The following is a 21623-nucleotide window of genomic DNA, read 5'->3' as shown; positions in this document are numbered from 1 at the left end:
TTTGCCAGCCAAAAAGTGATGCCGGTCATAATTGCTTATTATTATTCATTTTTGTGGCCGTCGTCAGGAGTCCTGCCCCAAAACCGAGGAACAGCAGGCACAGCCACAGCAACAGCTGCTGATAAAAGGGAATAGCAACATCAAAAAGGGCCAGCAAAGGCTGGATGAATAGCAAAGCCAAATAGGCTACGGTCAGTCCGACATAGGTATAGCTCAACGTGATTGTTCTTCGTCCTGTTTTTATGAACCCTTTACGCGCCAGCTGTCCGATAAGTAAAGGCATGATGATACCAAGCGTGAGCAGGTGGATATAACCTATAATCAGGTTACGGTTGAGGAAGGTCCAGTCGCCAACGGCAGGAATACACACCAGGAGTTGAAAAACGCATTTGAAAGTCAGGCCTATGACGGCCGCGCGTTCTATAAAAGACAAATCGCGCGATTGACTTCTAAAACTAAAACACAGTGCCAGCCAGCTGACCAGGTTTAGCGCGGCACCGGAAAAAGCCAATATTAGGATACCGTTACCAGGGCGACTCCATAGCATAAAAATAAAATACAGTGGTATCGCGGAAAAGACAAAAAGATATAACCACAGCCTTGATCGTCGTCCTACCGGCTTAACCGGTAAGGCAGCAGCCAATAGTCCTAAAACTGCCGGTAACATAAACCCGTTCATTTGGAAATGCAGGTAAAAGTAAATTGCGTCCTGGTAGTACGGTGTGTTTTTTAGCCCAGATGCAGCCAGCGGGCCTAAGGCGAATGGCCCCAGGGCCGAAAGGCATAATAAGACCAGGCTTCCCTTGAGCAGGATATATGCTGGTTCATTCACACGTTTTTTAAGCAAGTTTCCATGGAACACGAGGTAGGTAAAGCAAAAAGTCACCAATACAAAAAGAGTTGAAAAACCGATGGAAACCGGTTTATAGCCCTGCCAGGAAAAGCTGGCCAGCATACCGTAGGCGCTGACAAGCGTTAGCAAAAGTACCCGTTTGAAATTGTTGCTTAATTTATCGCCGGTACCTAACGAGGCGATCAAAAACGCGATAGTGAGAAACATCCAGCCTGAAAAAGCAAAGTGTGAGTGGGCGTGCAGGATGAACTGGTAGTCAAGCTTGGGGACATCGTAAAGCTGCATATAACGAAGTACCACACCGAAAATACTCAGCACAATGAAATTAATGATCGCCCACCGGGGATAATTCAGGCTTTGATACCATTTCATCACAGGCCTAATAATCGTTTACCTTGATCCGTAATACAATCATAAGACCAGACCGGCTCCCAAACCAGGTTGACCGTGGCCTCATAACCTTCATAATGGCCCTCGATGCAATTTTTTACTGCAGATACAATACTTTCACCCATCGGGCAATACGAAGAGGACAAGGTTATTTCAACCGTGACCCGTTTTTCCGGAGCCTCTATTTCTATACCGTAAACCAGCCCGAGGTCGATGATGTTAATGTGCAGTTCCGGATCCATCACCAGGCGCAGTGTTTCCGTCATTTGTTCTTTTAAAAAGGAATTGGGGTCGGTAATATCAAAGCTTGCCATAAGTTACTGTTTTATGAAATAGTACAATAAAGATGTTGGACAGGTACAGCATAGCTGTAACCATCAGCGCCGCTATCCCGACGTAGATCAGCGGCAGGAACAGCAGGTAACAGCCCGGCATAAAGGTTAAGCAAAAGATCAAATACGAAACGGTTTGTGCCTTTAGCAGGTTATCCGCGAACAGGTCTGCGGGCATCGGGGTTTTGAATTTGCCCGTCAGGTGTTCGTACCGTTTAACCCAAACAATAAAAGGCATTGTCTTAAAGGTTTGCCCCAATATTAACGCGGTGATCCAGCCCATCAGCATGAATTCGCCATAGATCATCGAAAAGCGGATGGTCACCGGATTGTTTTTAAGGTGGAAGTAGATAATGAACGGAACGGTCAGCGTCGCAATTTTTAACAGGATGAAAGAGAGGAAACTGTTCAGCATTGGCAGGTCGATATGCTTTCTTAACCGCGACCGCAGGCATTTTAACAGGAAGATAAAATAGCAGGCTATCCCGGCGCCACCTATGGTAAATATCAGATAAGTGCGAAGGCTGAGGCCAAAGAGATAGGAATCTACCAGGAAGTACAGCAACGCGCCTACGATCAGGTAATAACTGTAGGTGAGCAATTTGGTGCTTTGATAGGACGAGACCAGGAACATGGGTACCAGTTTGGAACTCACGCCGATCAGCATCAGCAGGAACCAGCCGATCAGCCCCATGTGCGCATGCAATTTCAGGAAATGCAGCTGATCCTGGGGAAATATAGCCAGGGTAAAATTAAAGACCAGCGCCGCTCCTAAGGCGACGGTCAGGCAAAGACAGATACAGGCGCTGAAGATAAAATCCTCCTGGATGGTCTCCTGCTTCTTCTTTTTGGCGGTCAGGTAGACATTTACCGTAAATAAGAGGACGGCCAAAAGCAATAAAATAGCCCCGCATTGCATATGAATACCCGGCACAAATACCCAGAATGAATAGACAAGTGCTATCAGCCCCGGTAAGAAGAGCGCGAAACTTATCCAGGCCAATTTTTCGCTATACAGATCCGTTTCCAGCACAACAGGTATTAACTGGTAAGATGCGCCCAGGATGATCATTGTTCCCCAGCCGAGCGCGGCCATATGCGTGATCGCGAGGATCTGCGGATGGAAATAATGCCCGGTAAAAGCTTTCACCGAAAATAACATCATTACAGAAAGAACCAAGAAACAAATGGCGGCAACCACATAATGGGTTACCACGATTTTATAAAGGCCGGGGTTCTGTTTGATCCCGCTCATTTTTTATAGATCAGCATGTTGACATCCGTAGGGCCGATCTTTTTAAAGACGTAGGATAACCCCTGCTTTTCTAACTCCGGAAGCAGGTATACCGGTATCTTTTTGTGATACACATACAGGGCACTCCCGGCAACCAGGTTCGGTGTTTGCTCCAGGATGGCCAGCATGGGTTTTGGCATTTCCAGTTGGCGCACATCAAGAAAAATAATGCGGTGTTCGTCAAATTTTTTCAACAGCCGGTCGAACTGGTCATTATCAACGGCCGGGGCGGTTAAGGGAATGGTTGCCGTTTCGTCCGGAGTAGATCCCGCTTTGCTAAAATAAGTTACGATCAGGTTTGGCTCCGGTTGTTCCACACGGAAGGAAAACCCTTTGTCTGCGAGCAAATGGATCAACGGCAACGGTTCGAAAGTATTGATCAGTTTTAGTCCCTGACCGTCTTCGAGTTGTTTAATACAGGCTAATATTTCTTTTAAGGGATCTTTGTCCCGGGCCAACATAGGGCGGACATCAAGTTCGAAATAATCCAAGGGCTCCCGGAAAGGAGCATTTAGGGTAGCTATATTATTTTCAACGGGATTGTCACCAGTTACCTTGAACCCGATCTGCTTCATGCTCCGCATAAAATCAGTGAGCTCGGTTTTTGATATTTTGCAGGCGTCAGCGATGCTAACCCTTTTGACCAATAAACTTCGTAGTAACGGATTTTTGAGTTTTGAAAATTTTTTATTCAAACCGACGAGCGTCCTGATCACCAGGTCACGGTCAACTTCGAGCAGTCGGCCGATTTTTGTTTGCGGGTTAATTGTAAGTTCCATCATGTAAAAATGCACATGTCCGTGGGTTTAAAATATGATATAAATCATGTTATATGATGATTGTTTGCGCAATAACCACACCCGGGAATGATTGATTTGTAATTATCTGTTTCAACTAAGACGCATCACCCGTACCGGTAATTTATTAAACAAGGATAGCTATCCTATTATGGATAAGCAGTATTAAATTCCTGGTTTTCGAGTCGGCTTGCGGACGAATCTTTAGTTTATATGGCTTTACTAAAGGTGTTGACATTTTTTTGCTCCCGCCATAGCCGGGCATCAATGGCAACACAAATATTCCGGATAAAAGATCTGCCTTTTGAGGTAACGCGTATGTTTGTCTCATCTACCGTAACGAGACCGTCCGATTCCAATTCCTGCAGCTGTAAAAGAGCGCTTTTGACAAAATCAGGCTCCAGCAGTTCACTATCCAGAATGGTCTTATCTTCACACATCAATTCAAGTATATTTTTTCGGATAACAGCATCCTCTCTATTCAGTAAATGACCGTTTACCAAAGGGAATTTTCCCTGGCTGATTTTTTCTTCGTAGGCTTCCACTACTTTTTCGTTTTGTGCGAATGCGTCCCAGGAATCACTGATGCTTGAGACCCCGAGACCAACTATAAGTTTTGATTTCGTTGTCGTATAACCCATAAAATTTCGATGCATGTTCCCATTTTTGGCAGCAACAAAAAGCGTGTCACTCAACAATGCGAAGTGATCCATTCCTATACTTTCAAATCCGGCATCCTCCAGTAACGCCCTTCCCCGGTTGTACATTGCCCATTTTTCTGAAGCTACCGGCAGATCTTCCTCCGTATAGTGTCTTTGCCCTTTACTTTTCCACGGGACGTGGGCATAAGAATAGAATGCGATCCGATCTGGTTCAAGCGTCTTAACGAGCGAGACAGAAAGTTCTATACTTTTTATCGTCTGATGAGGAAGGCCATAAATCAAATCAACGTTTATACTATTGTAGTTGTATTTCCTCGCCCAGTCAACGACTTCTTTTGTTTTTTCAAAGCTCTGAATCCTATTTATTGCAAACTGAACCTTAGGGTCAAAATCCTGGATACCCAAACTGATCCGGTTGAAGCCAACTTCCGCAAGTCTTGAAAGGTGTTCTTCGGTGGTATAATTAGGATGTACTTCTACGCTGAATTCGTGGTTTTCTTTTATAATAGCGTCAGCGGTAATGCCATTAATAAGTTGCACCAGGTTATCCGCACTAAAAAAAGTAGGCGTCCCGCCTCCGAGGTGGATTTCCTTTATTACCGGGATCGTTGAAAATAAAGCACGATACATACGCCACTCTTTAAGAACAGCGGTAATGTATGGGTCTTCAACCTGGTGATTTTTTGTGATCCGTTTGTTGCAGGCGCAAAATGTACACAGATTCTCACAAAAGGGTAGGTGAACATACACACACATTTCCCCATTTTCAGCTGTAAATGTGTCAACCACCGAATGTTTCCACTTTGCTTCATCTATTGTTGAAAAATCCCAGTAGGGAACGGTAGGGTAACTCGTATACCTGGGTGATGGCACATCGTATTTGTGCAGTAAATCCAGAGTGGTCTTATTCATAGCCTATGTTTAATTCAAAATATTTTGTGCTTTATAAAGCAAACCCAACTCCCGCCATCCATAAGGACATCAATCATCATTTTTCTTCTTTCGGTAACGCATTTCCACAGATGTCTCATCACATCAGGAACAACCGGATTAAATAGCCTCACCTATATTAAGTAGCTGCAATTTAAACTCTGCCTCAGCTAATTGCTCATACATTTTATTAAGGTATGTTTCGGTCTGATCACTGATCCGGGGTATGAGTTCTTTATAATACGCGATACCGTTTTGCAGCTGATCTTTAAACTTTGAAAGGTATTTAGCCTTTTTATCACTTAAATCTTTAAAATGATTTTCAACATCCTTTTTAAGATAGTCTATATACAAGTTTAACTCATTGATAAACATATTCGGCCGTTCTATCCCGGAAAGCAGGTTAAATTTGCCATAGATGTGTTTTACCAGTTCGTCCAAAGAAAAGATGTCCGAAAAGTATGCAGTATTGGGTCCGGGGCAAATAGCGACTGCCTTATTTTCTTTGGCTTGCAGCATGTTGTTTTTTTGATATACAGAAGTTGCCAGGCCTTCACAAAGGCAGGCCTTCTCCGTTATTTCGTCAAAACGGGCCTGGTAATCCGCTTCCCCGAGGTTATAGGACTTTATCTGGTCGATCTTCTTTTTCTGGTATTCGCGCGAAGCGGTACAGATGGGCGCCGAGGTAAACTCAGTATTAGAAACAAGATATTTCTTTTTACAGGGAGAACCGGGCCTGCCTTTTGCTATGCGGTCTAAACGCAATTTCTCCGAGGAAGAGTTTCGAAAATTGTTAAAAGGAATCCCCAGTGGCGAAGCGTTACTAAGATAGAACTCTTCTTCTTTTGCACTGACTAAATTCTGCAATGTTTCTTCATCTACATTTGTCGCTTCGGGAACCAACAGAAAAGGGCTCCCCCAACCTGTCGCATCCATTCCATAATGATTTAAAAGAAAACTATTTTCTTTTCCGGTGCCAATTCCGCCCTGGACGCTGATCCTCATCGCAGGCTTATTAATGATTGACAATCCCTTCGTTTCAAGCCCCGACTGGTAGAGTTGAAAGAGTTCCTGAATCATCTCCTCGCGCTTTTGTTTAAATTCTTCAAGAATCGGGCCTAATAAATATCCTTCAGTAGCAAAAGCATGACCGCCGCAGTTTAGTCCGGATTCAATTCTGAACTCTGATACCCAAATTCCTTTTTTTGCCAGGAATTTAGCTTGAATGAATGCCGAGCGGAAGTCACTTACTTTTAAAATAACGTTCTTTTTGATTTGTCGATCACTATCCGGAAAAAAATCTTCAAAAGTTTCCAGATAACTGTACAAGCGGGGATTCATTCCCGCTGAAAGTATTAAAGATGATTGCAGGTTACTTTGGGCAAAGCCCCGCAAAGCAGACAAAGCATCACTGAATTGATCACCTAAAGGAGCTCCATCTTCGTTTAAATTCAGCTTATCCACTTTGGACATAATATTTACATTAATAGCTCCTTTCTGTATGGCCCTGCGCAGCTCATTTTGCTTTTTTAACTTTCTTGTTTCATCCCGGACCTGCAGCATTTGATTATATGCCACTTTTAAAGCAGCCGTTTCAGGTAACAGCTCAAAATAACGGGTTATATCGCTGCCGGGTTCAAAAGGTTCCTGTTTTAAAGATGTGAACTGGCTGTCAACTATTTTTTCCATCAGGTTCAGATACGCAGAGATCCGCCTGGCACGAAAATCGGGTTCTTTCTGACTGATCGGAATGAATGCTTCCCCATTTCTTTCCGCGTGGAATTTCCGCATCCTTTCGATCAGGATGTCATCGACAATAGAAACTACCGATGAAATCCCGTACCGGGCTACCTTCAGCGGTGTATCAATCGAAAATGCTAAGCCGAGAACTGGTATATGGAAGGTGTGATTCATGGAAATTAAGTTAAGTTATAAAAAAATACTTTTAACGCACAAGGGCGGGTTTAGCGGCATTTAGTTGCGTTAATAATAAAGGACAAATTTATCCTTTTTTATTTAGTTGAGTTACATTTTTTTACTATTTCCCAATTTTCTGGTAAATCTGACCTGCCGATGGCAATTAAATTTTGCCAGAAGATTTCGAAGTGCGAAGTGATACATATCACTTACTGCGCTGATCATTGTCAATAATCAGGCTGATAACAATAGCTAATTTGCCGAAAGTTTTGAGTTTTAAAAAATGCCTGGAGTATCATTAAGGCATGGCTGATCTTAAAACAGGCAACTGAGTTAACCCATTACCCATCGGCAGATGCAAATACAAGAAGAATCGCAAACTGAAAAAGGACAGACTGAAAGAGACGTATCAAACGTTCGCCAACTGTTTCTTCAATTATTGCACAACTATCCGGATGGCGCAATAAGTATAATTGACCGAAATTACAATTTCATATTCACCGGAGGAGAATTGCATAAACGTATGAATGTCGTTCCAAGCGAATTAATTGGTCATGAAATATATCCGAAATTTCCAGAAGAAGTCAGAAATGTAATCAGGGGGCAATTAGATAAAGTTTTTCTGGGGAACAACATATTGGAGTTTGAGCTTCCTTACCCGATAAAAAGTAACCTATACGTAATGGATGCTTTCCCATTGAAAGAGGAAGGCGGATCTATTATATACGCAGGCGTAATTTTTAGAAATATTTCCCATTTAAAATTGATTGAGAACGAGTTAAAACAATCGTTGGAAAAAGAAAGGGAACTTGGCGATTTGAAATCCCGGTTTCTAACCATGGCTTCCCATGAGTTCCGGACACCATTGAGCAATGTCCTGCTGTCAGCCAAGTTAATAAAAAAATACACTGCGGTTGATGCCCAGCCTAACAGGGATAAGCATATTAGCAGGATCGTGTCGTCTGTAAATTTAATTACGGACATCTTGAGCGACTTTCTTTCCGTTGAGAAAATAGAAAGCGGCGTAGTAGTTGTTAATCCGGAAAAACTGGACATAAAAGAATTTATCGGCATGATTATCAAAGAAATAAAGGCGGATCAGAAAACCGGGCAGGATATTTTCTATCGGCATGCCGGTAAGAAATCAGTTGTATTAGATCCTCTTTTGTTGAAACAAATTATTGTAAACCTTTTATCCAATGCTATCAAATTCTCTATCGACAATTCGCCCGTGGAGGTCAGGACGGAATGGCACAACAGCCGGCTATCGATTTCAATAAAAGATTATGGGATCGGTATCCCGCCCGAATACCGCAAACATATGTTCGAACGGTTTTACAGGGCTCCAAATGTAACAAATATAGGAGGCACCGGTTTAGGCCTGTATATTGTCAGCAAATATGTCGAATTAATGAACGGTACCATTCGATACAACAGTGAAGTACACAAGGGAACTCAATTTGTAATTACACTTTAAGAAAGAGGAATTCAAGGTGCATGAACTGCACATTCTGAAGCAAATTCATATTCACCCCTCTTCCATACCATGCTGTTGCCAAAGCCTAAATGGCTATCCTTCATCTTTATGCTATCAAGAAAAATGGTAAATACTTCGCCTTTCATCGCCAGCGCGATCGGATGCTTTTTATGATAATCAACAGAAGCCCCCAGTGCCAATGGGTGAAGGTGATCCAACACTTTTCCTTGCAGCTGTATACCTTTTGTCATCAATTTATTTAATTTATCCGGCAGCACGGTTCCCGCAATTACCGATTTTTTAACCAGCAGCTTAGAATGATATGCATCAGGTGATGATTTGAAATACAACAATTTGTCTTCCTGGTTAAATGCGTAAAAACAATTGAAACAATAAGGGTTTCCCTCGGTATCTGTGCAGCAAATGGTTGCACACGTTTGTTGTTTTAAGAATCGAAAGATATGTTCATTCATAATTTCGTCATTCATAAGGCTTGCAGTGTTAATTGCTGATCGGCTATTTCTTCTATTATCTCCAATATTTCACCTGCCTGCTTTTTATCAAAATCCTGGTGCTGCCGCTTGGCCACGCCGAAACTGGTGAGCTCTATGTGAACATCGGGTTCGATTGAATGATTACCTAAACAAGCTTTAGCGCAAGCCAGGGGGCAGCCATCGACAACTATAATTTTCCGGCCGGAATGCGCAGTTTGAACAAGCTTTTTGACGTTGCCGCCGACGCCTGCGATGCACGACATTTCTGCCGTTCCATTTCTATCCATTTGAACGGCAAGGTAATTTGCCATTTGTGCCGCGCTGGAGCAGCCGGAACAGGAATAAACAATTGGTTTCATTATTTCATTTGTATTCATAGTGCTTTATGATTAGTAAGATCCCACCGGTTCTTCCTGGTGTTGGATTGCAGCCCCCACTTTAGGGTTAACTTTTTTCAATCCCCTTCTCCTGCTGATAACAAACCATGTAAGCGGAATTACACCCCCCAGGGTGAACAAAGCACCACCGACCATTCGCAGCCAGGTAAAGGTCTGAAATCCGGTACTCTCAATAAACGTGTGGCTTCGCGCATACCAGAGACCATGTTCGGTCACTGTTTTAAATTGCCAGATACCCGCCGGGAACAGATCAAGAAATACCATGAGCAGTAAACCTATATTGATAGACCAGAATGCTGTTCTGATCATGTACGGCTTCCACCGCTCTGGTTTTACCAATAACTGGCAGCAAAATAAAACAATTGCTAAGGCCAGGTTGCCATATACCCCCATCAATGCAGCATGCCCATGGTTAACCGTTAAATAAGTGCCATGCTCATAATAGTTGGCAATGGGCAGGTTAATGATAAAACCAAGTACGCCGGCCCCGAAAAAGTTCCAGAAATTAACGGCAACCAGGAACAGGAATACTTCCGGAAATCCAAATTGTTTCTTGATGTCCCTATTTGCACCATTCCCATTTTCCAGTATTTTGGGCAATTTACTGAACCGCCATGCTTCCAGCGTGAGCAGTATTAACGGAATTACCTGTAGAGTTGAGAAAACAGCGCCTAAAGCCAGGGTACTTACTGTTTTGGCATTCCAGTAAAAATTATGCGAAATGCCAAGCAATCCTGAACCCAGGAATAACAATGTTGCTAAATATATAACGCGGATGACTGCCTGCTTATTAACCAGCCCCATCATAACCATAAAGTAGCCGATGAGCACAGTTGTGAATACTTCGAAGAACGCCTCGGCCCACATATGCACTACCATCCATCGCCAGAAATCAGAGATTACAAAGTTAGTTTTTGGGGTAGCAATAAACCCTGATATAAATAATATGATAACACTGAAGATGGCATATAACAGCCAGTTGGGCAATGCCCATGGTTGTTTTAATTTCATTACCGGCTTAATGCCACGGTACAATGTAATGCCCCAAATGACAAAAACAACCCCAAGCATAATTTGCCATAGTTTCCCCATTTCCACGTATTCCCAGCCCTGATGGCCGAACCAATACCACGTTTTTGGCAATAATCCCATTGGCCCCAGAAAAATGCCGGCGAACGAACCTGCCACTAATAGAATAGTCAGCCAGAAGATCGTATTGATCAGGGTAACCTGTTTTTTTGGCTGATCAGGAGAAACCAGCGACATCATAAAAAATGAAGCCCCGATCCAGCAGGCTGAGATCCACAGCAACGATAGTTGGACATGCCAGCTACGGGTTACCGGAAAGGGCAGGACTTTTGCGAGATCAAATCCCCAAAATTTGGTAAACCCCACAAAGTCATGAACGGTTAATATTCCGGCAAGTACCTGGACTGAAAAAAGCAATATCGCCGCATAAAAAAATTTGTAAGTAGCCCTTTGTATTGCCGTTGGCTGAAATTTTTGAACCTCAGCCGTAGTCATCAGGGGCTGGGCTTTGTTGGTATATGCTTTATCATCAAGTTTTTCCAGTTTACCATGATAATACATAACCAGCCCAAGTCCGATTATAAGCGCTAACGATCCAATAATACTCCATAAAATAACCGCAGGAGTGGCTGTATTTCCTGCCTGTTTATCATAGGGCCAGTTGTTGGTATAGCTGTATTGTTCGCCTGGTCTTTCCACACCGCAAACCCATGCCCCCCAGAAGAAAAAGGCGGTCAGCGATTTCAATTCTTCCTTACTGGAAATATACACGGTCGGTTTAAACGCACCCGGAAAAGTAGAGTCGGTAAATTTTGTAGTATAAAACCTAACCAGTTCATTTGCCGCAAATGCCTGTGCTTCGCTAAGCCTTACAGTATTGTTGTTCCTAACATATGTATTAGTTTTAATCTCTATCCTCACCTGCTCCGAAATGCCTGTCCGAAGTAATTTTATATTCGCATCATTTTGCAGATGTGACTGGTAATAATCATTCATGTATTGGGTTAACAGGTGTAGTGCTTCTGCGGTAAAATCAGGACCCCGGTTAGCCCCATCGCCAAACATAGTACCATATTCCATCAACGCATATTTCTGGAAAACTCCTTGTCCTTTTAATATATCGTCGTTGGAAAAGACAACCTCACTTTTCCCGGTTACATAAGAAGGGATTGGCGGGGCGTCTGTATAGGTATGTACACCGATCATCATTACTCCAGCAATGCCGACAATAAAAATTAACAGCAAAGGAAGCCACCAATTCTTTGGATTGAGCAGATAGCCCATGAAATTTCGTTTAGCCATAACATGAATTTTTGGTAAATATAATAATTAAAGACAAATTTGTCTTTAATTATTATTAAATTAACTATTTTTGAAAAATAAAATTCTTGAAGGTGCAAGCGAAGACTAATCCATGGCTTTATCATCCTAAGTCCCATGTATTATTCATTGCTAATAGCACGAGAACTGGATAAATTTTAACTAAACAGGGCCGGACACTATTCACGTGGAGGGTTCATATTCTATTGGTATAATGATCAGGATCACAAAAATATTTTATTTTGAAATGGCCCATGCGCTCCACGGCTACAATGGCGCCTGCAGGCATATACACGGGCACTCTTATGAGTTACACGTGACCATTGCATCGGTCAAAGGCGAGGATACTTATCTTCAATCTCCAGGGTTTATTATTGATTTCAAGGAATTAAAAAAGATCATAAACCTGGCTGTCATTGAAAAGTTTGATCATAAATTGGTATTATCACAGGCTTATCTGTCTAAATTCCCTGCTGTTATGTTACAGGAAAATCTAGAAATCCTGGAAGTCGAGCCATCTGTAGAAAATTTATTATTGTTTTCAAGAAAGGCTATTTGTAAAGTTCTTCCGCCACTGCTGTCCCTGCAGGGGCTAAAGTTATATGAAACAAGAGATTCTTATGCGGAATGGTTAGCGAGTATAAATTGAAGCTATTTCTTGTTTTTATGCTTATTTTGCATTCAAGCTTTGTTATTAAATATTTATAAAGGAAGATGTTTTCAAAAGCAACCGAGTATGCCCTCCGGGCAACAATTTATATATCTCAGAAAGGCACTGAAGAAAAAATGCTTGGACTTGCTGAAATTGCTAAAGCGATTGACTCACCTCAGTTCTTCACAGCAAAAATCCTCCAAAAGCTTAGCAGGAATAATAAAATTATTAGTTCAGCCAGGGGCCCCAATGGGGGATTTTACATGACGGAGGAAATGAAAAAAACACCCATTCGCAGTGTCCTGACAGCAATGAAAGAGAGTGAAGTCCTTGAAAAGTGCATTATCGGCTTAGCGCAATGTTCAGAAAAAGAGCCCTGTCCGATGCACGCAAAATACAAATTCATTAAAGCCCAAACGATACAAATGTTTGAAAGTATGACTATACAATCGCTTGCTGACGAAATGGAAAAAGGAAATATGTTCATTTCAAATAGTTAACGTTTAGCTATCCTCTAATTTCCTCAGTTTCCCGATTTATAAATGTTTGATCAGTTGCCGTTGGATTCTGTAAGAAAAGAATATAATGCAAAAACAATAAAAGATAAAAATATCCTTTATTATTAAATATCCACCTATCTTTGTATCGTGATGATAGCGTTCCTTGAACCCCGCCAATTTAGCAGGTTCATGAGCAAACTACTTTCGAAATTCAGTGCTTGGCGCAATTTCTTTTAACCAGGTATCAACAGCTGCTTTTTCCTTTGTTAACCCCCGCGGCCACAACCTGTCAACCAGGATGCGGGTGTCATCTTCTTCGGCCGGGGCTTCATATACTCTTTTGATACTGATCTTCATTTTGTTTTACTATTTATACTTATAATAGCCTCAAAATTCTTCGGTGCGGATATGATCATCATCAATGCCTGACTCATTAAGCATTTTTCGTATGAAAGTAACCATAGTTGCCCGACCGGCGAAAATAAATCGGAAGCGTCAGATCCTTAATATATTTTTGCAGCACTGCATTGGTGAAGAATCCGGCTTGTCCATTCCAATCCTTATTTAATTTTTCCTTTATAAATGGACATGGCGGTGTTTTTTATTTACGGAAAACCAGATGACCATATTTCTATTTTGTCATATAGTTTCCCGAGAGTTCGTGCCCGGATAGACCAACAAGGGTATAGCAATATGGCCGGCCATTCGTTTGGTATGGCTGCCCTTAAAAATGTTCTCTAATAAACCATGCTCCCTGTGCGCCATGGCCAGTATATCAATTTGTGCATGTTCACAAAGCCAGTCCAGGCCTGATTCTACTTTGTCCTGGTTGATAATGCGGTGATATATTTTGTGGTAGTCGGCTTTATCAGAAACTTCTGCCAGGAATTTTTCAATCCGTTTCTCAAATTTCACGGCGTTGTCAGCTTCATTTTTAATATGCGTTAACAAAATTTCAGCGTCCAACATTTTGGCCAGTTTTATAAGGTCATAAAGCTGTTGTAAGTCATTTTCAGGATATTCAAGATCGGTCGCAAACGCTATTTTTTTTATCGGCTTAAAGGCTGCCGTCCGGGGTATGATCAGTAAGGGCCTGATACAAGTTTCAATTAAGTCAATTGTATGGTTCCCTGACAGGAGACTACCGAGGCCGTCTTCTTCGTGTGTACCGGCGATGATGACATCAGCCTGTTGTTTAAATGCTGAATTATTCACGAAATACCAAACGGTCCCGGATTCGTTTATATAGTCAACGGGTGGTCTAAAAGTGTTGGTATGATCGTTTTGTTGCAAGTGTGCCTTTAATTGTTTCAATTCTTCAGTAGAATCCGCCAGCAGCGTATCACTATCCCCCTGGCTCCAAAAAGCGATGCCTGAAACGGGCACCTCGGCGGGGATGACGATTGTATTACAAAGGAACACGCCAGCTTTAAGTTGTTTTGCCAATAGGTATCCGTATTCGGCTGCGTGTGCTGCTGTCGCCGAAAAATCGGTTGCGATCAATATCTTCATGATATACGAAATTACGCCAGTGTGCGTCCTGAAAGAATGCATTTTGTCACTATTTCAATTGAGTGTTTGCATTGTCTGATCGCTGGCTAATACCGATGTTTATATCATTATAGCACGATCAGTTTTTTAGCCCCGACCGTGTTACCCAACGAACTATCAATGGATTTAATCATTAACATTAAAGCTTTTCATGCAAATCCTGCCTTTAACCCCGTCAGCACCCTTAACTTTGACGAACACAATACACTATGGAAATACGGTATCTCAGACTGATCAAAGCCATTGTTGAAGAGGGGAGCATCACCCGGGCGATGGATGTGCTGCATTTATCGCAAAGCGCATTGAGCTACCAGTTAAAAGAGGCGGAGCTCCAGGTGGGAACCCAGCTATTCTACCGGCGGAATAAAAAGCTGATCCTGACCCCGGTGGGCAAGAAACTTTATACCAGCGCCATCAAGGTGCTCGCGGAAATGGACGCTACGGATTCCGAAATAAAAAAAATGATGAATGGCGAAAACGGTGTGATCAGGATCAGCACGGAATGCTATACAAGTTACCATTGGTTACCGGCCGTACTAAAAAAATTCAATAACGAATTTCCCAATGTCGAAATAGAGATCGTGTTCGAGGCGACGCACAAACCGATTGAAAAACTCATGGAGGGCGAGCTGGACCTGGCCATCACAAGTAACCCGGAACAGATCGATAAAATAGAATATATCAAGCTGTTTGCTGATGAAATGCTGGCTGTGGTAGCCCCGCAGCATCCATGGGCAAACCGGCCATTTGTACAAGCCGAGGACTTCCAGGATATTACCCTCATTATCCACTCACTTCCGCTGGATACTGTTTCAATTTTCCGGACGGAGTTAACTCCAAAGGGGATCAACCCTAAAAAGTTAATTGTCTTACCGCTGACGGAAGCTTCCATCGAGCTGGCTAAAGCCAATATGGGCGTGATCGTGCTGGCCAACTGGGCCCTGAAGCCCTACCTGAGTAACGACATTAAGGCTGTAAAGATCAACCCGGAAGGTTTTTTTCGTCAGCAGTACGTAGCCAGGACACGCGACCGTGCGTACCCGGTTTACTTCGATTACTTTATCAAGTTTTTAAGAGAAGAAATTAAACTGGATAAAGAAGATACAAAATAATGTTTAATTAAATCAAATACAATGAGTTTAAGAATTGGAGACACTGCTCCTGATTTCAGTGCACAAACTACCGAGGGAGATATTGATTTTTATAAATGGCTGGGCGATAGCTGGGCCATTCTATATTCGCATCCGGGCGATTATACCCCGATATGTACCACAGAACTAGGGCGCACCGCACAGTTAAAAGACGAGTTTGCCAAACGCAATACGAAGATCCTGGCCATTAGCGTTGACGGCCTTGCATCGCATCAGGGATGGGTTAAAGATATCAACGAAATCTCGAAAACCATCGTCGATTTTCCTATCATCGCTGATCCGGATAAAAAAATCTCCAGGTCTTATGCCATGATCCATGATAATGCGTCAACCTCGGCAACGGTGCGTTCCGTGTATTTCATCGGCCCGGATAAAAAGATCAAGGCTTCGATCACTTATCCGGCATCTACCGGCAGGAATTTTACCGAGATCCTGCGTGTGCTGGACTCCTTACAATTGACCGCGCTTTATAGCGTAGGCACGCCTGTTGATTGGGAAGACGGGCAGGATGTAGTTGTCTCTACCGCCATTAAAAATGAAGATATTCCCGCCATATTCCCCAAAGGCTACCAGGAAATTAAGCCCTATCTTCGCTATACGCCGCAACCGAACAAATAATGATGAATTGGGAAACGGGTTTAAAACGCGGACCTTTTTCTGATCAGCAGGTTAAAACGTTGAACGAATTACTGCCCGGCATGGATTACGGGCAGGTTCAATGGCTGTCCGGATTTTTGTCAGGGGTCAGTTCGGCTTCGGATGACCCGCCAATACAGGCCGCCCCGGGTTCCGGTCTCCGCCTTTTGTCAAATGACGGGGAACCGGTCTGGATACTTTACGGGACACACACGGGCAACAGTGAAAGACTGGCGAAGCTGTCTGCGAAAAGAATTGAAGATTTGGGAATAGCGGCCAAAGTATCGGACATGGGTTCTTTTAAAGTTAAAGAGCTGCGAAATATAAAAAGGCTGTTAATTATTGTAAGCACACATGGGATTGGCGAACCGCCCATACAGGCCAGTGAATTGTATGAATATTTACATGGCAGCAAGGCTCCGGAGTTAAAGCAGCTGGAATATTCGGTTCTTGCCTTAGGGGATACCGCCTATACCAAGTTTTGCCAGACCGGGAAAGATTTTGATGGGATACTGGCCAGACTTGGCGCTCAAAGAATCTGTGAAAGAGTGGACTGTGATGTTGATTTCGAGGACGATTATACGCGGTGGATGGAAGGTAACCTTGCAGCCATCGCGTCATCGTTCCAAAGTGGGAATGTCCCGGCTGTACCAATTCAGCCGGCCATTTCAGGCAAGGCCAGCCCCGTTTACGATCGCAAACATCCATTTGGCGCCACAGTATCCAAAAAGATCAACCTGAACGGCCGTCATTCCAGCAAGGAAACCATTCACCTGGAATTGGATCTGAGCAACTCTGGTTTACGCTACGAACCGGGTGATTCCCTGGGTGTTTATGCCAGTAACGCCAACCGGCTGATCGAGCCTGTCCTAAACACGCTGCATTTCACGGGCGAAGAGCTGGTAGACACCTACCTGGGGAAGAAAACGTTACTGGAAGCGCTGACGACAGATTATGAGCTGACACCGCTGACCAGTATATCCCTCAACCGTTATGCGGAGCTAACCGGAAGCACCCGGCTTGGTAAGATCCTTAATGATAATACGGCGGTGGTTGAATACCTGTATGGCCGGGATCTATTTGACCTGATCCGGGAGGTTCCGTTCAAAATGGCCCCTGAAGTGTTTATTTCGCTGTTAAGGAAAAATTCGCCACGGATGTATTCTATCGCCTCCAGCCAGGATGCCGTGGATGATGAGGTCCACATACTGGCCTCTGTCGTCCGTTATGAAGCGTACGGGCGCTATAAAGAGGGCCATTGTACCTCCTTTCTTGCCGGGCGCATTAGTGAGGATGATCAGCTCCAGGTATTCGTTGATGCCAACAGCCGGTTTAAGCTGCCGCTTGATCCCGATATGCCGGTCATCATGGTTGGTGCAGGCACCGGTGTTGCGCCCTACCGGGCGTTTATCCAGCAGCGCGGGATCCAGGACGCGCCGGGCAAATCATGGCTATTTTTTGGGGAGCGGAATTTCACAACGGATTTCTATTACCAGACCGAATGGCTGCAATATCTAAAAGAGGGTACGCTGACGCGTGCTGATGTCGCATTCTCGCGTGATCAGGCAAAGAAAGTGTATGTACAGCACCGGATGCTGGAACAAGGAAGGGAACTGTTCAAATGGCTGGAAGAGGGGGCCCATTTTTATGTATGCGGCGATGCACAAAAGATGGCCAAGGATGTCGACCATGCCTTAAAGGAGATCATACAAACGCAGGGGGGCATGACCCGGGAAAAAGCCGAAGAATATGTCAAATGCCTGCAGGTGACGGACCGTTACCAGGCTGATATTTATTGAAGATCAAAAGGTAAAACACAATTAAGACGATAACGAAATGACGAGTAATGCTACTGGCGCTGAAGTTTCCCAGGAGGAACATATCAAAGAGGACAGCAATTTTCTGCGTGGAACCATCGTTGCGGGCCTGGACAACCCGCTTACCGGGTCATTGACAGCCGACGATGCCAAGATGGTTAAGTTTCATGGTTCATACCAGCAGCATGACCGCGACCTGGAGAAGGAAAGGAAGAAGCAAAAGCTGGAGCCGCTTTATCAGTTTATGTTAAGAGTAAGGGCTGCGGGCGGTATAACTACTCCTGCCCAATGGCTGGTGCTGGACGAACTGGCAGAAAAATACGGCAACGGGACGATGAAGCTGACTACCCGGCAATCTTTCCAATTCCATGGGATCATGAAAAGGAACCTGAAAGCAACCATTAAAGCGATCAACGACACGCTGATGACCACGATCGCTACGTGCGGGGATGTGAACCGGAATGTCATGTGTAACCCCAATCCGTATGAGTCCAGGGTTCACGGGGAGGTTTATGCCTGGGCCGGTAGGCTCAGTGATTATTTTCAGCCTAAAACCAAGGCCTATTTTGAGATCTGGCTGGATCAGGAAAAGGTCGCCGGTGCCGCCGACATCGAGCCATTATACCATGCCACGTACCTGCCGCGAAAGTTTAAAATCGCTTTTGCCATTCCCCCGCATAATGATATCGATCTTTTTGCAAATGATCTGGGATTTATTGTGATCGAAGAAAAGGGAAAGCTCAAAGGCTTTAATGTTTGCGTGGGTGGCGGTATGGGAATGACCTTTGGCGACGAGCAGACCTATCCCCGGCTGGCGGATGTGATCGGCTTTATAAGGCCGGATGAGATCGTTGAAGTGGCAGAAACCATTATCGGGATTCAACGGGACCACGGCAACCGGCTGAACCGGAAGAACGCCCGTTTAAAGTACACCATAGATGCGCAGGGACTGCCCTGGTTCATCGCCGAGCTTGCACGCCGTCGCAATAAGCCGCTGCTGCCCGCTTTGCCCTATCATTTTAAAACCAACGGCGATCAGTATGGCTGGCTGAAGGGGACGAACGGCAAGTGGTTTTATACACTTTTCGTGGAACACGGGAGGGTTAAGGACCGGGAAGGATATCCCTTAAAAAAGGCGATCCGGGCGGTCGCAGCCCTGAACAAGGGCGACCTGCGCCTGACGGGCAATCAAAACCTGATCATTGGCAATATTTCGCCCGAAGATAAAGGAGACATCGAAAAGATATTAAATGACCACGATGTTTTCAATAACCCGCAAAACACCGCTCTGCGGTTAAATTCTATGGCCTGTGTGGCGCTGAATACCTGCGGCCTGGCCTTCGCAGAATCGGAGCGCTATCTGCCCTCGCTGATCGATAAACTGGATGTGATCCTGCGGGATAACGGGCTGGAAAAAGAAGCGATCAATATCCGCATGACCGGCTGCCCCAATGGCTGTGACCGTTCTTCGTTGGGGGAGATCGGCTTTATAGGCCGTGCGATCGGCCAGTACAATTTATACCTCGGCGCAAGCCATAATGGTGACCGGCTGAATACGTTATATAAAGAAATGCTTTCAGAAGCGGAAATTTTACAGGCGCTGGAACCGATCCTGATCAGCTACGCTGCGGAAAAACTGGCCGGTGAGCATTTCGGGGATTATGTACACCGGAAAAATATTGTCCAGGACAAGCGCAAGACCGGATTAAAACAACTGTCATGAAAAAACTGGAAACATTATGTGTCCACCCTACCGGGGAAAAGGACCAATTCAAAGGCTCTGTTACTGCTGCTATCTTTCCTTCAGCAGCGTATAACTACCTGGACCAGGAAGAACTTCAATATCCTGGCTTCTATTCCACCTATAACCAAAAACGGCTGGGCCAGATCATGGCCGAACTGGAGCATGGGAACTGGGGCATGGTGTTCAGCTCCGGCATGGCGGCGATTAGTACGGCTATTTTGTCCTTTGCACAACTACACGATCACGTCATCTTTTCCCGTGACCTGTACGGAGGCACCTGGAAATTCGCTGAACAGGAACTGCCGAAAAGAGGCATTTCCTGCAGTTATGCCGATAACACCTTAGCCGGGTTCCAGGCAGCACTAAAACCTCATACCAGGGTCATTTATATCGAAACCCCAGCTAACCCTTTATTAAATATTGTGCCCTTACGGGAGATAGCAGAATTTGCGAAGAAGAACGGCATCGTTACGATTGTTGACAATACTTTTGCTTCCCCTGTTAATCAGTTACCGCTGCTGCACGCTATCGACATCGTTATTCATAGCGGCACCAAATACCTCGGCGGGCATAATGACCTGCCCTTTGGCGCGTTGGTTTCCAGCAACCCGGAGCACAGGGAGCCTGTTTTCAGCACCGCGAAATTGTATGGCGGCTCTTTGTCCCCTTATCAATGCTACCTGGTGGAGCGTAGTCTGAAGACACTGGCGATCAGGGTAAAGCGGCAAAACGAAAATGCAATGAAGCTGGCGGAGTATCTCTCCGGTCATGCTGCGGTAAACCGCGTCTATTATCCCGGACTAACCTCGCACCCGGACCACCGGATCGCCTTGCAGCAAATGATGGGCTTTGGCGGCATTTTGTCTTTTGAGCTTCATGTTAACCCGGAAAAGCTGATCCTTTTTCAAAAGCGCCTGGCGATCATACAGCCTGCTTTAAGTCTTGGCGGTGTAGAGAGCCTGATTTGCTCGCCGGTCGCGACCTCACATCGGAGCTTATCTGCAGAGCAGCGCCATCAGCTGGGCATTCAGGATAATTTACTGCGGCTTTCCGTGGGTATTGAAGATGGGGATGACCTGATCGCAGATCTCCATTCCGCGATTGCGGCTATAACCTAAAATGGTGAAACCCGGCTTCGCAAGGATGCAATTCTTTGGAAAGTCTGATCAAAGAGGAGACCGCTGATCCGTAAAAAGACGATTAAATGAATTTATCATTCCCTGTCAAGCCCGTCTCTGCATCATAAAAACGATAAACTATTTCCTTGCACAAATGGTTTTTAACGCCTAAAAAAGGCTACCTTTAAATTAAATAGCGACATTATGGACACCATGACAACTGTATCGGAGGTAATCAGCAAACTGCAGAAAGAGGGATATACGGTCGATTTTAATCTAAAGGACAATTGCCTTGAATGCCATGAAAACGCCCTGCAGATATACCCTGATGAATTCATCGTTGACAAGCATTATCGTTTTGAGGGACAATCCGATCCCGCTGATGAAGCGATCGTATATGCCATTTCTTCTACTAAACATAACCTCAAAGGCATTTTAATCAATGGCTATGGCGCATCCAGCGATCAGTTCACGGACGATTTGGTTCGCGCTTTAAGAGAAAGGCAATAAGTCCGTAAAGAGACCTTTCGGATTTGCTGCAGCGATAGGTAAAACAAATGC

At 44.4% G+C, this 21623-nt stretch carries 20 protein-coding genes; 9 read left to right on the top strand and 11 right to left on the bottom strand.

Translation table 11 applies throughout. The features are described 5' to 3' along the window. Positions 1 to 25: 25 nt before the first annotated feature. The 6 genes from FRZ54_RS07135 to FRZ54_RS07110 all read right to left on the bottom strand — a co-directional run bounded on the left by FRZ54_RS07135 (position 26) and on the right by FRZ54_RS07110 (position 6947). Positions 26 to 1225, bottom strand: coding sequence for a hypothetical protein (locus FRZ54_RS07135; RefSeq protein WP_147030942.1), 1200 nt, complete (start codon positions 1223 to 1225; stop codon positions 26 to 28). Beyond that, positions 1225 to 1557, bottom strand: coding sequence for a metal-sulfur cluster assembly factor (locus FRZ54_RS07130; protein ID WP_147030941.1), 333 nt, complete (start codon positions 1555 to 1557; stop codon positions 1225 to 1227). Before FRZ54_RS07130 ends, FRZ54_RS07135 begins: the two co-directional genes overlap by 1 nt. Next, positions 1544 to 2830: a cytochrome C oxidase subunit I gene (locus FRZ54_RS07125; RefSeq protein ID WP_147030940.1), complete on the bottom strand. Its 1287-nt coding sequence runs from the start codon at positions 2828 to 2830 to the stop codon at positions 1544 to 1546. Before FRZ54_RS07125 ends, FRZ54_RS07130 begins: the two co-directional genes overlap by 14 nt. Further along, the gene (locus tag FRZ54_RS07120) at positions 2827 to 3651 is read right to left on the bottom strand and encodes a DUF2249 domain-containing protein (RefSeq protein WP_147030939.1); all 825 of its coding nucleotides are present in this window, start codon (positions 3649 to 3651) and stop codon (positions 2827 to 2829) included. Before FRZ54_RS07120 ends, FRZ54_RS07125 begins: the two co-directional genes overlap by 4 nt. 224 nt (positions 3652 to 3875) lie before the next feature. Next, positions 3876 to 5240, bottom strand: a complete 1365-nt coding sequence (hemN, locus tag FRZ54_RS07115) for an oxygen-independent coproporphyrinogen III oxidase (protein WP_147030938.1) — start codon at positions 5238 to 5240, stop codon at positions 3876 to 3878. Between the two features lie 138 nt (positions 5241 to 5378). Continuing rightward, a complete protein-coding gene (locus FRZ54_RS07110) occupies positions 5379 to 6947 on the bottom strand; it encodes a hypothetical protein (protein ID WP_317131604.1) in 1569 nt (522 codons plus the stop codon). Positions 6948 to 7530: 583 nt separating this feature from the next. Here FRZ54_RS07110 and FRZ54_RS07105 point away from each other — a divergent pair. Then, on the top strand, positions 7531 to 8652 hold the full coding sequence (locus tag FRZ54_RS07105; RefSeq protein WP_147030936.1) for a PAS domain-containing sensor histidine kinase: 1122 nt from the start codon (positions 7531 to 7533) through the stop codon (positions 8650 to 8652). A gap of 11 nt (positions 8653 to 8663) precedes the next feature. On the opposite strand, the gene FRZ54_RS07100 is transcribed toward FRZ54_RS07105, so the two are convergent. Genes FRZ54_RS07100 through FRZ54_RS07090 form a run of 3 tightly spaced genes read right to left on the bottom strand, consistent with a single transcriptional unit; the run spans position 8664 to position 11875 of the window. Next, a complete protein-coding gene (locus FRZ54_RS07100) occupies positions 8664 to 9140 on the bottom strand; it encodes a PNPOx family protein (protein WP_147030935.1) in 477 nt (158 codons plus the stop codon). Continuing rightward, entirely contained in the window at positions 9137 to 9523 is a 387-nt protein-coding gene (locus tag FRZ54_RS07095; RefSeq protein ID WP_147030934.1) for a putative zinc-binding protein, read from the bottom strand. Before FRZ54_RS07095 ends, FRZ54_RS07100 begins: the two co-directional genes overlap by 4 nt. Positions 9524 to 9535: 12 nt before the next feature. Further along, positions 9536 to 11875 carry a nitric-oxide reductase large subunit gene (locus FRZ54_RS07090; RefSeq protein ID WP_147030933.1) on the bottom strand — a complete coding sequence of 780 codons (2340 nt, stop codon included), beginning with the start codon at positions 11873 to 11875 and terminating at the stop codon, positions 9536 to 9538. A gap of 232 nt (positions 11876 to 12107) precedes the next feature. Here FRZ54_RS07090 and FRZ54_RS07085 point away from each other — a divergent pair, with 232 nt between their 5' ends. Both FRZ54_RS07085 and FRZ54_RS07080 read left to right on the top strand, forming a co-directional pair. Beyond that, positions 12108 to 12542, top strand: coding sequence for a 6-pyruvoyl trahydropterin synthase family protein (locus FRZ54_RS07085; RefSeq protein WP_147030932.1), 435 nt, complete (start codon positions 12108 to 12110; stop codon positions 12540 to 12542). A gap of 65 nt (positions 12543 to 12607) precedes the next feature. Beyond that, a complete protein-coding gene (locus FRZ54_RS07080) occupies positions 12608 to 13045 on the top strand; it encodes an RrF2 family transcriptional regulator (protein WP_147030931.1) in 438 nt (145 codons plus the stop codon). Between the two features lie 198 nt (positions 13046 to 13243). Here FRZ54_RS07080 and FRZ54_RS07075 read toward each other — a convergent pair whose 3' ends face one another. Continuing rightward, on the bottom strand, positions 13244 to 13402 hold the full coding sequence (locus FRZ54_RS07075) for a DUF488 domain-containing protein (protein ID WP_147030930.1): 159 nt from the start codon (positions 13400 to 13402) through the stop codon (positions 13244 to 13246). A gap of 282 nt (positions 13403 to 13684) precedes the next feature. Further along, complete coding sequence (locus FRZ54_RS07070) at positions 13685 to 14557, bottom strand: universal stress protein (RefSeq protein ID WP_187359778.1); 873 nt, start codon at positions 14555 to 14557, stop codon at positions 13685 to 13687. A gap of 248 nt (positions 14558 to 14805) precedes the next feature. Between FRZ54_RS07070 and FRZ54_RS07065 the strand changes: the two genes are divergently transcribed. The 6 genes from FRZ54_RS07065 (at position 14806) to FRZ54_RS07040 (ending at position 21572) form a co-directional block, all read left to right on the top strand. Next, entirely contained in the window at positions 14806 to 15708 is a 903-nt protein-coding gene (locus FRZ54_RS07065; protein ID WP_147030928.1) for a LysR family transcriptional regulator, read from the top strand. A gap of 21 nt (positions 15709 to 15729) precedes the next feature. Continuing rightward, positions 15730 to 16365, top strand: coding sequence for a peroxiredoxin (locus tag FRZ54_RS07060; protein ID WP_147030927.1), 636 nt, complete (start codon positions 15730 to 15732; stop codon positions 16363 to 16365). Then, positions 16365 to 18182, top strand: a complete 1818-nt coding sequence (locus tag FRZ54_RS07055; protein ID WP_228462647.1) for an assimilatory sulfite reductase (NADPH) flavoprotein subunit — start codon at positions 16365 to 16367, stop codon at positions 18180 to 18182. The genes FRZ54_RS07060 and FRZ54_RS07055 overlap by 1 nt, the downstream gene beginning before the upstream one ends. Positions 18183 to 18219: 37 nt before the next feature. Then, positions 18220 to 19923 (top strand): NADPH-dependent assimilatory sulfite reductase hemoprotein subunit, encoded by a 1704-nt coding sequence (locus FRZ54_RS07050; RefSeq protein ID WP_147030926.1) that lies wholly within the window; start codon positions 18220 to 18222, stop codon positions 19921 to 19923. After that, the gene (locus FRZ54_RS07045; protein ID WP_147030925.1) at positions 19920 to 21062 is read left to right on the top strand and encodes a trans-sulfuration enzyme family protein; all 1143 of its coding nucleotides are present in this window, start codon (positions 19920 to 19922) and stop codon (positions 21060 to 21062) included. Before FRZ54_RS07050 ends, FRZ54_RS07045 begins: the two co-directional genes overlap by 4 nt. 204 nt (positions 21063 to 21266) lie before the next feature. Further along, a complete protein-coding gene (locus tag FRZ54_RS07040; RefSeq protein ID WP_228462646.1) occupies positions 21267 to 21572 on the top strand; it encodes a phosphoribosylpyrophosphate synthetase in 306 nt (101 codons plus the stop codon). The last annotated feature ends 51 nt before the right edge of the window (positions 21573 to 21623 follow it).

This window comes from Mucilaginibacter ginsenosidivorans (assembly GCF_007971025.1).
Taxonomy (GTDB): domain Bacteria; phylum Bacteroidota; class Bacteroidia; order Sphingobacteriales; family Sphingobacteriaceae; genus Mucilaginibacter; species Mucilaginibacter ginsenosidivorans.
This window is presented reverse-complemented; position numbering and strand designations above follow the sequence as displayed.